10 protein-coding genes are annotated in these 13111 nt (G+C 71.1%); 7 read left to right on the forward strand and 3 right to left on the reverse strand.

Annotation, left to right across the window (positions count from 1 at the left end):
* Positions 1 to 2 precede the first annotated feature (2 nt).
* A complete protein-coding gene (locus tag CDO81_RS18365) occupies positions 3 to 1544 on the forward strand; it encodes a hypothetical protein (protein ID WP_088484675.1) in 1542 nt (513 codons plus the stop codon).
* 21 nt (positions 1545 to 1565) lie between these two features.
* Here the strand turns inward: CDO81_RS18365 and CDO81_RS18370 are convergent, their stop codons facing one another.
* The 3 genes from CDO81_RS18370 to CDO81_RS18380 all read right to left on the reverse strand — a co-directional run bounded on the left by CDO81_RS18370 (position 1566) and on the right by CDO81_RS18380 (position 4722).
* The gene (locus tag CDO81_RS18370; RefSeq protein ID WP_144397301.1) at positions 1566 to 2312 is read right to left on the reverse strand and encodes an energy transducer TonB; all 747 of its coding nucleotides are present in this window, start codon (positions 2310 to 2312) and stop codon (positions 1566 to 1568) included.
* Positions 2313 to 2428: 116 nt separating this feature from the next.
* Complete coding sequence (locus tag CDO81_RS18375; protein ID WP_088484677.1) at positions 2429 to 3490, reverse strand: ABC transporter ATP-binding protein; 1062 nt, start codon at positions 3488 to 3490, stop codon at positions 2429 to 2431.
* The gene (locus CDO81_RS18380; protein ID WP_088484678.1) at positions 3487 to 4722 is read right to left on the reverse strand and encodes an ABC transporter substrate-binding protein; all 1236 of its coding nucleotides are present in this window, start codon (positions 4720 to 4722) and stop codon (positions 3487 to 3489) included. Before CDO81_RS18380 ends, CDO81_RS18375 begins: the two co-directional genes overlap by 4 nt.
* A 76-nt stretch (positions 4723 to 4798) precedes the next feature.
* Here CDO81_RS18380 and CDO81_RS18385 point away from each other — a divergent pair, with 76 nt between their 5' ends.
* The 6 genes from CDO81_RS18385 to CDO81_RS18410 are packed head-to-tail and all read left to right on the forward strand — an operon-like array spanning position 4799 to position 13107.
* Positions 4799 to 5467, forward strand: a complete 669-nt coding sequence (locus CDO81_RS18385) for a response regulator transcription factor (RefSeq protein ID WP_088484679.1) — start codon at positions 4799 to 4801, stop codon at positions 5465 to 5467.
* Positions 5464 to 6885 (forward strand): sensor histidine kinase, encoded by a 1422-nt coding sequence (locus tag CDO81_RS18390; protein WP_088484680.1) that lies wholly within the window; start codon positions 5464 to 5466, stop codon positions 6883 to 6885. The genes CDO81_RS18385 and CDO81_RS18390 overlap by 4 nt, the downstream gene beginning before the upstream one ends.
* 39 nt (positions 6886 to 6924) lie before the next feature.
* On the forward strand, positions 6925 to 8928 hold the full coding sequence (locus tag CDO81_RS18395; protein ID WP_088484681.1) for a molybdopterin-containing oxidoreductase family protein: 2004 nt from the start codon (positions 6925 to 6927) through the stop codon (positions 8926 to 8928).
* Positions 8925 to 9980 (forward strand): aminopeptidase, encoded by a 1056-nt coding sequence (locus CDO81_RS18400; protein WP_088484682.1) that lies wholly within the window; start codon positions 8925 to 8927, stop codon positions 9978 to 9980. Before CDO81_RS18395 ends, CDO81_RS18400 begins: the two co-directional genes overlap by 4 nt.
* Positions 9946 to 10482 (forward strand): GNAT family N-acetyltransferase, encoded by a 537-nt coding sequence (locus CDO81_RS18405; RefSeq protein ID WP_088484683.1) that lies wholly within the window; start codon positions 9946 to 9948, stop codon positions 10480 to 10482. Before CDO81_RS18400 ends, CDO81_RS18405 begins: the two co-directional genes overlap by 35 nt.
* Positions 10483 to 10533: 51 nt before the next feature.
* Positions 10534 to 13107, forward strand: coding sequence for an FG-GAP-like repeat-containing protein (locus tag CDO81_RS18410; RefSeq protein ID WP_088484684.1), 2574 nt, complete (start codon positions 10534 to 10536; stop codon positions 13105 to 13107).
* Positions 13108 to 13111 lie beyond the last annotated feature (4 nt).

A 13111-nucleotide genomic window follows, 5' to 3' on the forward strand; every position in this document is an offset into this window, starting at 1 on the left:
GCATGCACCAGGCAAGCTCGCGCCCGTTCAGGGGCGGCTCCTGGCGCTTCGTCGCCCTGGGGCTGCTGGCGCTGGCGGGCGCCACCGCGGCGGCTGAACAGGCGGCCGAGCCCGCCACGGCGCTGCGCCGCGACGGCGGGCTCTTCACCGCCGAGTACCAGTCGGTCAAGGTGCCGGGCGACCGCCCCATCGATCTCATCGGTGCTCACCTCTATCACCGGCTGGGCGAGGGCCTCTATGTCGGGGCAGGCTTTTATGCGCCCTTGGTGCAAGGCGAGTACGGCGGCTTCGTGGCGGCGGACCTCGGCCTGCATGCGCGCCGACCGCTGTGGGGGCGATGGTTCGGCGTGGCCGGGCTGTCGGCTGGCGGCGGCGGCGGCGGCCGGGACGTGGAGCACAGCAAGCGGCTGTCCGGCAGCGGTGGCTTCGCCAAGGGCTATGCGGGCCTGGTGTACGACTTCGGCGACTTCAGCGCAGGCGCGACGGTGGCGCGGCTGAAGTTCCGCCATGCACTGATCGACAGCAGCCAGCTCAACCTGATGCTGGAAGTGCCCTTCACGTATCTCACCGGGCCTTATGCGGCCCAGGGCCAGCGGCTGTCGGTCGAAGACGATGCGCGGGTGGCGCAGGAGGGCGGCGAGTCCCTGCTCACGCTGGGCTTGGACAACTACCACCAGCAGTCGCCGCGCGGCAGCAACCGCAGCACGGTGCGGCTGGCCGACCTGCAGTTCGCGCGCTTCTTCAGCGCCGACCACTACTGGTTCGCATCGCTCGGCATGGGCTATGCCGGCTTGCCGCTGTACAACCAGTTGCTGGGCGGCCTGGGCTGGCGGGTACGCCTGAGCCCGGGCGTGGCCGTCTATGCGCAGCTGGGCGTGGGTTCGGGCGGTTATGCGCCCGATGTGATCGACACCCATTCGGGCCTGCTGGTGTATCCGAAGCTCGCGGCCGAGGTCATGGTCACGCGGGACCTGGGCCTCGGGTTCACGGCTGGTGCCATGACGGCGCCCACGGGCAGCTCACGCAATCTCACGCTGGGCCTGAACCTCACGCGCCATCTGCGCGCCGGAGGTGGCCATGAGGCGGCAGGGCCCGCCACGCTGCAGGGGCTGCGGCTGTCGGTGCTGCACGAAACCGAGTTCAGGCTGCGCTACCGCGAGGTGGACCGCCCGGCGCTTCAGATGATCGGGCTCCAGCTCGACCTGCCTCTCGGCCCGCGCGCCTATGTGCCGCTGCAGGCCTCGGGCGCCTATACCGCCTACCTGGGCTATCCCGGCTACGCCGAGATCCTTGGCGGGCTGGGCCTGCAGACCCGGCTGGAGACCGGCGAACGTTGGCAGGCCTTCGCCCAGGCCCTGGTCGGTGCCAACGTGCATGGCCGCACGGTGAAGGGCTCGGCCGGCCTGCGCTGGCTGCTGGACGAGCGTCTGGCCTTGAACGCCAGCCTGGGCCGGCTGGCCGCGCGCAGCCGTGGCGGCGGCCGCTTCGAGGCCAACCACGTCTCGCTGGGGCTGGACTACCGCTTCTCGGTGCCCACGCGCTGAGGCAGCGGCGCGGCGACGGCGTCAATCGCGCCGGAAGGCGATCTCCACGTCCACCGTGCGCGCCTGCGCCAGGGGCGCGAACTGCCATTGCAGGATGGCGTCCACCGCGGGCTTGGCCAGGCGGCGTGGCACCTGGGGCGCGGCCTCGGCCTGGCTGACGCGGCCGTCGGCCTCCACCGTGAAGCGCACCTTGACGTTGCGTGAGCCGGCACCCAGCGTCTGCTGCACGGCCGGCGTCAGCACCGGCGGAACAAAGGCGCGCAGTTGCAGCGCGCCGTCGTCGCCCTCGTCGTCGTCTGGCTCTTCCGCCTTGGGCGCCGCGGGCATCGGGTTGAGCGCCGGCGTCAACGCCACCGCGGCCAGGGGCGGGGCTTGCGGTGTGGGGGCGGCAAGCGTCACCGGGGCCAGCGCGGGAGGCGGTTCGACCGGAGCGAGCTCGGCCACAGTCTTCACGCCCGGCTCCTCGGCCGGCTTGGCAGCCGTGAGATGAGGCGCGGCCGGGGCGGCGTGGGGCTCCGGCGGGCGGGCTGCCACTTTGGGGCGTTCGGCGCTGGCCGTTGCCGGCCTGGGCGGCTTGGGTGCGGCTTCCGCCCCTGGCTTGGGCACGGTCTGAAACTTGATGAAGCTGAACACCTTTTCCGCATCCCGCCGCGCCCGCTCGGCGTCGGTCATGGGGGCCGTGGCCTGGGCCGCCGCGAACAGCGGCAGCAACAGGCCCAGCAGGGCGAGAAGGCAAGGAAGGCGAAGAACGCGGAGTGAGTCAGGCATGGCGGTACTGCAAGGCGCTGGACACATGACGGACCTGTCATTCAAGCAGACCTTCGTGACACCAGCATGCTTCGTGCCAGCAAGCGTGACAAACGACACGCCACGGGGTAGCGGCGTTACGTCTCCAGCCGGTCGCCTGCGGCGTCAAACCACAGGGTCTTGGCGGCGTCCAGGCCGACTTGCACCTGAGCACCCTCCTGCACCTCGGGCTGGCCTGGCAGTACGGCCGAAACGGTCACGCCGCCGCAATTCATCCACACCACATGCTGGTTGCCCAGCGGCTCGACCAGCTGCACCGTGGCCGGCCAGGCCTCGCCCGGGCCCACGCGCACGTTTTCGGGGCGGATGGCGAGCGTCAGCGCCTCGCCTTGGGCGCGCGTGGCGATGGCCGGCGGCAAGGGCAGGCTGAAGGCGGGCGACGCGAACAGGCCGCCTGCGGCGACCTGGCCTTCGATGCGGTTGATGGCGGGCGAGCCGACGAAGCCCGCCACGCGCAGGTTCTTTGGTCGGTCGTAGACCTCCGCCGGCGTGCCGATCTGCTGGATGACGCCCTGGTGCATGACCACGATGCGCGTGGCCAGGGTCATGGCCTCGACCTGGTCGTGGGTCACATAGATCATCGTGTTGCCCAGGCGCGCATGCAGGGTCTTCAGCTCGCGGCGCAGGTCGGTGCGCAGCTTGGCATCGAGGTTGGACAGCGGCTCGTCCAGCAACAGCACTTTGGCCTCCCGCACCACCGCCCGACCGATGGCCACCCGCTGGCGCTGGCCGCCGGAGAGCTGGCCCGGCTTGCGGTCCAGCAGGGGTTGCAGCTGCAGCATCTCTGCCGCGGCGGCCACGCGCTTTTCGAGCTCCGCCTTGGGCGTCTTGGCCATCTTGAGCGGGAAGGCGAGGTTTTCCTTCACCGTCATCGTCGGGTACAGCGCGTAGCTCTGGAACACCATGCCCACGCCGCGCTGGCTGGGTTCGGCCCGGGTCATGTCCTGCTCGCCGATGTGGATGCTGCCGTGGCTGACCGGGTTGAGGCCGGCGATGGTGTGCAGCAGCGTGGACTTGCCGCAGCCCGAGGGGCCGAGCAGCACGAGGAATTCGCCACTGCGCACATCAAGGTCCAGCCCCTTGATGACGTCGTGGTTGCCGAAGCGGATGCCGAGATCCTGGATGTGGACGCGGGTCAAGGGAGTCTCCTGTTGTCGGTGTTGTGCAGAACCTGGGCGATGCGCTGCTGCGCCGCGGTCACGGGCAGGTCGCGCTGCCAGAAGTCGCTCACGGCCTGTTCGAGCGCCGTCAGCTGCGGCTGAGGCAGCAGCATCTCGGTGTTGCCGACCAGGCGGCTGCCGTCGCGCAGGGCGGCGGCGCCCTGTTGCGCGCAGCTGTCGAGCGAGCGGGTATCGAGGTCGGTGCGCACGGGCACCGAGCCCTTGCGGGCGCTGAAGGCCAGCTGGGTGGCGGGCTGGATGGCGACCTGCGCGAGCAACTGCTGGGCGGCTTGGGTGCTGCCGTCACCGCGCGGGAACACCAGCACGTCGCCACCCACCACATAGGGCGAGCGCGGGTTCAGGCCGGGCGCGCAGCCGTAGTCGCGCCCGGGCTGCTGGCCGGCCGCCGTGAACTCGCCCTTGACCCAGTCGCCCATGAACTGAAAGCCGGCGCGACCGCTGATGAGCAGGCCCGTGGTGTCGTTCCAGCTGCGCCCCGGCGAGGCGCTGTCCACATAGCGGCGCAGACGCTTGTACGACACCAGCACCTGGCGCAACGCCTCGCCCTGCAGGGCGGCGGGATCATGGTCGCGCAGCACGGCGAGGTAGAGGTCGCGCCCGCCCTGGTTGGCGAGCACGGCGGTGAAGAGGTTGAGGTCCTGCCAGGGCTGGCCGCCGTGCGCCAGCGCAATGAGGCCAGCGGCCTGCAGCTTGTCGAGCGCCGCGAAGAGCTCGTCCATCGTGCGGGGCTCGGCCTTCACCCCGGCGCGCGCCAGGGCCGCCTTGGAGCTCCATAGCCACACCGGCATGTGCACGCTCAGCGGCACGGCGTAGAGGTGGCCGTCCACCCGCACGGCGTCCAGCAGCACGGCGGGCAGGGCGGCGGCCCAGCGCCCGGCGTCGGCGAGGGCGTCGAGCTGCGCCAGACGCCCCTCGCGGGCCAGCTGCACGAAATCCCGTGACGGGTTGAACTGCGCGGCCATCGGCGGGTTGCCCGCACGCAGTCGCGCCTGCAGCGCACCGCGCGCCTGCTCGGAGGACACCAGGGCCATGTCCCGCCAGCGGCCCCCTGCGGCGCGGTAGGCGTCGGCCAGGGCCTGCTTGGCCGCGACCTCGCCGGGCGAGGTCCACCAGTGCAGCACGTCGCTGGGCGGCCCAGCCTGGGCCGTGGCGGCCAGCAGCAGGGAGGCGAGGGCGCAGGCGCGGAGCATCGGCAGATCATTACTTCGAATTAAGAAACTTAATAGCGTATTAACCATAACGCCCGCCGCCGCTACAGTGCGGCCCATGAACCTCCTGCTCGCCGAAGACGACGCCCTGCTGGCCGATGCGCTGCAGCAGCAGTTGCTGAACGCGTCGTTCAAGGTCGAGTGGGCGGAGAACGGCGCCGTGGCCGAGTACCTGCTGCGCAAGCAGGATTTCGATGTCGCCATCCTCGACCTCGGCCTGCCGCTGGTGGATGGGCTGACCGTGCTCAAGCGGGTGCGCGAGGCCGGGCGCACGGTGCCCATCCTGGTGCTGACGGCGCTCGATGCCCTGGAGCACCGCGTGGCCGGCCTGCAAGCGGGCGCAGACGACTACCTCACCAAGCCCTTCGACTTCCCCGAGCTCGAAGCCCGGCTGCATGCGCTGATGCGCCGCGGCCGGCCGGCGTCGCAGAGCCAACAGCTGCGCCGGCTCACCCTCGACCGCGCCGCCCGCCGGGCCAGCGTGGGTGGCGAGCCGCTGGAGCTGAGCCCGCGCGAATGGACTCTGCTGGACCTGCTCGTGAACGAGCGCGACCGCGTCGTGACCAAGCCGCAGATCGTCGCAGCCTGGGGCAGCGAGGACAGCGCGGGCGGCTCCATCGAGGTCTACATCCACCGCCTGCGCAAGAAGCTCGAAGGCTCGGGCCTGGCCGTGCGCACCGTGCGCGGCCTGGGCTATCTGCTGGAAGCCACGGCGACGCCCTCGTGAGCACTGCCGCCGGCCGGTCGCTGCATCGCCAGCTGCTGTTGTGGCTGCTGCTGCCTCAGGTCGTGCTGTGGCTGGTGGCCGCGTTCGGCGCCTACCGGGTGGCCAGCCGCCATGCCGACGAGCTGGTCGACGCGAGCCTCCTGCAGGCCGCGCGGGCGCTGGCGCGGCAGATCAAGCCCACGGCCAGCGGCTTCTTCGTGGACCTGCCCCGCTCGGCGCAGGACATCCTCAGCGCCGACCCCGACGACCGGGTCATGTACACCGTCAGCTCGCCGCCCGGGCAACTGCTGCTGGGCGATGCGCGCATGCCGTCGCCGCCCGGCACGCCGGCCCTGGGTGCGCCGGTGTTCTACGACGCCACCGTCCCGGAGCCGATGCGCGTGGTGTCGCTGGACCTGCACCTCGGCGCGCCCGGGGCCGCCGACTCGACCCTGCGCGTGCAGATCGCGCGGGCCAGCGCGCCGCGCGAGCTGCTGGCCCGGCGCATGCTGCTGGACACGGCGCTGCCGCTGTCGCTGCTGATCGCGCTGATGAGCGTGGGCGTGTGGGCCGGCATCCGGCGCGGCCTGCGCCCGCTGGCGGAGCTGCAGCGCCAGATGGAAGGCCGCCGGGCCGATGCGCTGGACCCGGTCCAACTGCGCGCGGCACCGCCCGAGGTCAGCGCGTTGGCGGGTGCGGTCAACGAGCTGCTCGGCCAGGTGCAGCAGAGCCTGGGCCAGCAGCGGCGCTTCATCAGCGACGCGGCCCACCAGCTGCGCACGCCGCTGGCCGGCCTGAAGAGCCAGACCGAACTCGCCCTGGCGGCTGCCCCCGACCCGGCACTGCGCCAGCGCCTGCAGCGGGTGCATGACAGCGCAGTGCGCTGCGCGCGCCTGGTGTCACAACTGCTGGTGCTGGCGCGCGCCGAGCCCGAGGCCGTGGCGGCGCAAGGCTGGGCGCCCGTGGACTGCGCCGCCCTCGTGCAGGAGGTCGCGGCCGAATGGGTGCCACGGGCGCTGGTGGCGGGCATCGACCTCGGGGTGGAGATCGCGGTCGACGCACCCGCCGAAGGCCTGCAGGTGCACGGCGTGGCGCTGTTGCTGCGGGAGGCGCTCATCAACCTCATCGACAACGCGGTGCGCTACGCCGGCCGCGGCGCCACGCTGACGGTGCGCTTGCGCCGCGTGGCAGACGACCTCTGGCTGGAGGTCGAGGACAACGGCCCCGGTCTGCCGCCCGCCGAGCGCGAGCGGATGTTCGAGCGTTTCGTCCGCGCCGAGCATGGCAGCACGAGCCATGCCGATGGCTGCGGCCTGGGCCTGGCCATCGTGCGGGAGATCGCCGAGCGGCACGGCGGCGGCGCCGCACTGCTCCCAGCCGCGCCCCGGGGCTGTATCGCTCGGCTGACCTTGCCCCTGTATCACCGGGTGGCGCACTGACTGGCGACAATCGCGGTTCTTTCCTGAACCGTGATTGCCATGTCCACCCGCACCGTCTTCGGCGCCTGCCCCCACGACTGCCCCGACACCTGCGCCCTGCAGGTCACCGTCGAGAACGAACGTGTCATCAAGGTGCAGGGGCGGGCCGAGCATCCCAGCACCCATGGTGCGCTGTGCACCAAGGTGTCCCGCTACGCCGAGCGCACCTATCACCCGGAGCGGGTGCTGCATCCGCTCAAGCGCGTGAGCAAGAAGAGCGAGGCGCCGGCCTTCGTGCGCGTCAGCTGGGCCGAGGCCCTGGCCGACATCGCCAGCCGCCTCAAGGCCATCGCGGCCCGCGACGGTCAGCGCATCCAGCCCTACAGCTATGCCGGCACCATGGGATTGCTGCAGGGCGAGGCGATGGCGGGCCGGGTGTGGAACGCCCTCGGTGCCGCCCGGCTGGACCGCACCATCTGCGCCTCCGCCGGCGGCGCGGGCCTGGCCATGACCTATGGCCACAAGCTCGGCATGCACACGCGCCACTTCGCCGGCGCCAAGCTCATCGTCATCTGGGGCAGCAACAGCATCACGTCCAACCTGCACTTCTGGACCTATGCCAACCAGGCCAAGCGCGAGGGCGCCAAGCTCATCTGCATCGACCCGCGCAAGACCGAGACGGCTGACAAATGCCACCAGCACATCGCCGTGCTGCCGGGCACCGACGGTGCGCTGGCCTTGGGCCTGATGCACGAGCTGATCCAGCATGACTGGCTGGACCATGACTACATCGCCCGCCATGTCGACGGCTGGGACGAGCTGCGCGCCAAGGCCCTGGCCTGGCCGCCGGAGCGCGTGGCCGAGGTCTGCGGCATCACCGCCGACGAGGTGCGCGGCCTGGCGCGCGATTACGGCACGACCACCCCGGCCGCCATCCGCATGAACTACGGCCTGCAGCGGGTGCGCGGCGGTGGCAATGCAGTGCGCCTGATTGCGATGCTGCCTTGCCTCACCGGCGCCTGGCGGCACCCGAGCGGCGGCGTGCTGCTGTCGGCCTCGGGCTGGTTCGCGCCCTTCAAGAACCCGGACCTGGAGCGGCCCGACCTGCTGGCCGGACGCACGCCGCGCATGGTCAACATGAGCACCATCGGCGATGCGCTGCTGCAGGCCGACCCGCCCATCGAGGCGCTGGTGGTCTACAACAGCAACCCCGTCGCCGTGGCGCCCGAGTCGCCCAAGGTGGTGAAGGGCTTCCAGCGTGAAGACCTCTTCACGGTGGTGCTGGAGCACTTCATGACCGACACGGCCGACCTGGCCGACTATGTGCTGCCCGCCACCACCCAGCTCGAACACCTGGACGTGCACACCAGCTACGGCCACACCGATGTGCTGATGAACCAGCCCGCGATCGCGCCGCTGGGCGAGGCCAAGCCCAACACCCAGATCTTCCGCGAGCTGGCTGCGGCGCTGGGCCTGACGGACCCGTGCTTCCGCGAGACCGACGAGGAACTCGCCGCCCAGGCGTTCACGGCTGACATCGACCTGGGCCTGCTGCGCACCCAGGGCTGGCAGCCGCTGCCCATCCCTGAGGCGCCGTTCGCCGAAGGCGGTTTCCGCACCCCCAATGGCCGCGCCAATGCTGCGGGCGCCGACTACGTGCCGAACTACGAGAGTGCACGGACCGCGCCTGAGCTGGCCGCGCGCTACCCGCTGGCCATGATCTCCCCGCCGGCCCGCAATTTTCTGAACAGCAGCTTCGTCAACGTGAAGAGCCTGCGCGACATGGAGGGCGAGCCCCTCATCGAGATGCATGCCGACGACGCCGCCGCGCGAGGTCTGGCCGACGGCAGCCTGGTGGCCGCCTTCAACGACCGCGGCCGCTATGTCGCCCGGCTCAAGGTGAGCCCCCGCGCGCGCCCCGGCGTGGTCAACGGCCTGGGCGTGTGGTGGCGCAAGCTGGGGCCGCAGGGCACCAATGTCAACGAGGTGACCCACCAGCGCCTGACCGACATGGGCGAGGCGCCCGCCTTCTACGACTGCCTCGTGCAGGTCGAGCACGCTTGAGCCCTCGGCTGCTGCTGGTGGTGCTGACGCTGCTGTTGAGCGGCTGCAGCACGCTCGCTCACTGGACGCAGGCGGCCGGTGGCCACCTCGGTGTGCTGCGCGCCGCGCGCCCGGTGCCCGAGGTGCTTGCCGATCCGGCCACGCCGCCTGACCTGGCCGAGCGCCTGCGGCTGACGCAGCAGATGCGCGACTTCGCCAGCCAGCAGCTCGCCCTGCCCGAGAACAACAGCTACCGCCGCTATGCCGACCTGCACCGGCCGGCCGTGGTGTGGAACGTGGTGGCAGCGCCCGCCTTCAGCCTGCAGCTCAAGACCTGGTGCTACCCGCTGATGGGCTGTGCCGGCTACCAGGGCTGGTTTGACCTCGACGTCGCCCGCCAGCGGGCCGATGCGCTCAAGGCCGAAGGCTGGGAGGTGCAGGTGCAGCCCATTCCCGCGTACTCCACGCTCGGCTGGAGCCGCTGGCTGGGCGGCGACCCGCTGCTCAACACCTTCATCCGCTACCCCGAGGGCGAGCTGGCCGCGATGATCTTTCACGAGTTGGCCCACCAGCGGGTCTATGTGGCCGACGACACCCCATTCAACGAGTCGTACGCGGTGGCGGTGGAACTGCTGGGCGCGCGCGCATGGCTGGCTGACAGGCCGGCGGCGCTGGCGGCCTTCGACGCGGGCCGTGCGGGGCGCGAGCGCTTTCTCGCGCTGGCGCGTGAGGGCCGGGCGCGCCTGCAGGCGGCCTTTGCCGGCCCGGCCGAGACCCGTGCGCAGGCCAAGGCCGACATCCTGGCCGACCTGCGGGCCCGCGCGCCGCGCGAGGCGCCGGGCTACGAGGCCTGGTTCCAGCGCGCCAACAACGCGAGCTTCGCCATCCTGTCGGCCTACGACGAACTCGTGCCCGACTTCCTGCGCCTGTTCGAACGCGAGGGCCGCGACTGGGCGCGCTTCCACGCGGCGGTCGAGGCCCTCAAGCCGCTGTCGCGCGACGCGCGGCGTGCTACCTTGCGCGGCTCAGGAGGACCTCATGAGCTTGATCATCCGCCGCGCCCGGGTCAGTGACGCCGCCGCGATCACCGAGCAGTTCGCCGACCCCGCCGTCTACGCCGGCACGCTGCAGATGCCCTACCCGAACGAGGAGCTGTGGGCGCAGCGCCTGGTGGGCCAGAACCCGCCGACCGCAGGCTCCAGCGAGATCGTGCTGGCTGCCGTGCTCGACGACAAGCCCGTCGGCCTGGCCGGGCTGCACCCCGTGGGCGCGTCGGTGCGACGCCGGCATGCGATGAGCCTGGGCATCACCGTGTCCCGCGCCCACCAGGGCCAAGGTGTGGGCAACGCGCTGATGGCTGCGCTGGTGGACTATGCCGACAACTGGGCGCAGGTCTTGCGCATCGAGCTGACGGTCTACCACGACAACCAGCGCGCCATCCGCCTGTATGAGCGGCACGGCTTCGTGCCGGAGGGCCGCCTCAAGGCCTATGCGCTGCGCAACGGCGTGTTCGACGACGTTTTGATGATGGCGCGGCTGCATCCCCGCCAGCCCCTCGTGCCGACGACGGTATAAGACGCCCATGAGCTGCGGACATGAACGCGGCCGACAGGGAGTTTCGACTTGATGAAGCGTGAACTGAAGCCGGCCCGGCTGGCCGGTTGGGTTGCTGTGGTCTGCGCGCCACTATGGCTCGTGGCTTGCGGTGGCGGCGGAGGCTCCGGCGCAGACGGCGGCAGTGCGCCGCCCATCCCCACCTTGAGCGCCGATGTCTATCCCCTGGCCACCGGTGATCGACGCAGCTGGCGGACGACGCAGGGTGGGATCAATGGTGCCATCCGGCACGAACGTGTCGGCGAGGCCGTTGGCGCGGCCTTGGTGGTGCGCAGCGGTGATTTCCGGGTCGAGCTGCCCGCCGATGAAGAGTACTTGCAGCGCAGTGCGACGGGCGTGTCCACGGTGCCCGGTCCGAACAGTGATGCGCTGACCCGTGCCGTGGGTCCGGTCGAGCTCTTGCGCTTTGGCATGGCGCAGGGGCAGTCGGTCGTGCTGCTGGACCGCACGTTCACTGTCGACGTCGACGGGGATGGCCGGGCTGACAGCCTCGACCTGCGCGTCGAGAGCCAGTTCACCGGCGTGGAGGCCGTGACCACGCAGCTGGCCGCCTTTGCCGATGCCTCTCGGGTGCGCACGTCGGTGCGCACGACGATTCGGCTGGCCGGCGCGTCGGCGACGCGCACGATCAGCCAGACTCTGGACGACTGGTATGTGCCCGGCATCGGCCCGGTGCGGTCATCGTCCAGTACCAGCACGGATGGCGGTGCACCGGTCTTGGAAACCGAAGAGGTGGTGGTCTATGCCGTCGGCAACCGGCGCAGCGAGGCCGTGGCGCCGACCGTCGTGGCGGTCTCCCCGGCCAGCAACGCCACCAGCGCCGGCCAGACCGGTGGCAGTGTGGAATTGCGCCTGAGCTTCAGCGAGCCGGTGGATCCACTCTCCCTGAAGGGCGCCGGCGGTGTGCAGTTGCTGCGCGACGGTCAGCTGGTGGCGCTGAAAGACCTGCTGCTCAGCGCTGACGCCAAGACCTTGATCCTTCTCCCGACCACCTCCCCGCTGTCCGATGGCGCTTACGAGGTGCGCAACGGTGGGCAGGTGTCGGATTGGGCGGGCAACTTGGCGCCGACGCCGCTGAACAGCTTCCGCGTCGACACGCGCGGACCGCGCCTGCAGTCAAGCCAGCCTGCCGATGGCGCGACCGAGGCGGTACTGTCCGGCAGCCTGAGTTTCGATTTCGACGAGGCCCTGGTGGCGCCTGCGGGTGTGGAGGTGCGCGTGTGGCTGCGGGAGGACAGCGTCGGCGACTTCCAGCCGCTGGCCGCCAGCTTGCAGGGCCGCCGCATCGTCGCGCCGCTGTCCGCACCGCTGAAGGCCAACACCGCCTATGTCGCCTCCGCGGGCGCGGGTCTGACCGATGCCAGCGGGAACCCGTTGGGCAGCGTCACGATCTACTTCCGCACCGACCCGGGCGCCTTCGCGAGGCCGCAGACATGGGCGCCGGGCCTGGTGCCCAATCTGGTGACGCTGGCCGACCTGGACGGCGATGGCCGCAGCGACGTGGTCTTCGTGGCGCAGGTGCTCGGTGCGGGCCCGGTCCTGGGCGTGCGGCGCCAGCAGCCGGATGGCACCTACGCCGCCGCGACCGTGCGCCACATCATTTCCGACAGCTACTGCGGCCCGGTGGAGCGTCTGGCCGTGGGCGACATCGACGGCGATGGCCGGGCCGACGCGGTGGTGCGCGGCGGCTGCAGCACGCTGGGCATGACCCGGCTGCTGCACCAGAACCCGGATGGCAGCTTCACCGCCCAACCCCTGCCTGTGGATCTGATGGGCCCGCTGGCGGTGATGGACGGCGGCGTCATGGGCGTCACGACCGTGGGGCTGACTTATGTGAGCCGGGCCACCGATGGCAACTGGACGGTCACGGTGCCGGCGTCGGCCCTGACCTCCGACATTCGTGACTGGCGTTCTGCCGACCTGGACGGTGACGGGCGGCAGGACCTCGTCTGGGTGCAGGGCAGCAGCTCGGGCTTGGGTTACGAATTGGGCTGGCAGCTGCGCACGGCCTCGGGCTGGGGGGCGTTGCAGCGCCGCCCGCTGCCCCAGGGCTCACCCAATGCCCTGGCGACCGGCGACTTTGACGGCGATGGCCGCCCCGAGGTCGTCCTGGCCATCGACAACGGCGCGTCCGGCCCTGCCAGCAACGGTGAGATCTGGTTGATGAGATTCAACGGCGCTGGTGGCTTTGCCGACCCGCAGCGCCTGCCGGCCGCCTCGGGGGCCTCGGCCCTGCTCGTGGAGGACTTCAACGGTGACGGCCGTGCCGACATCGCCGTGTCGCACGACATCCTGAGCCGCACCGGCATCTACCTTCAGGCGGCCGGCGGCGGCCTGGAGGCGGAGCGGCTGTTCGAGTCGGGCTATGGCTACTTCGCGGGTCGCCGGTCGCTCGTCTGGGTGGACCTGACGGGAGATGGCTTGAAAGACCTCGTGCAAGCCGAGGTGCTGCTGCCGGGGCGCACCTTCGCTGGCACCTGGCCGTTGGGCGCCGCGTCGCCGGCCGTGCAGGCGCGGTCCAGCAGCCGGGTGTTGCGCGCGGCGACGGGCGCCCTGAAGACCGCAGGCAGCAGCGTCCAGCGCTGACGAC

This window comes from Roseateles puraquae, from assembly GCF_002205845.1.
GTDB classification, from domain to species: Bacteria; Pseudomonadota; Gammaproteobacteria; order Burkholderiales; family Burkholderiaceae_C; genus Pelomonas; species Pelomonas puraquae.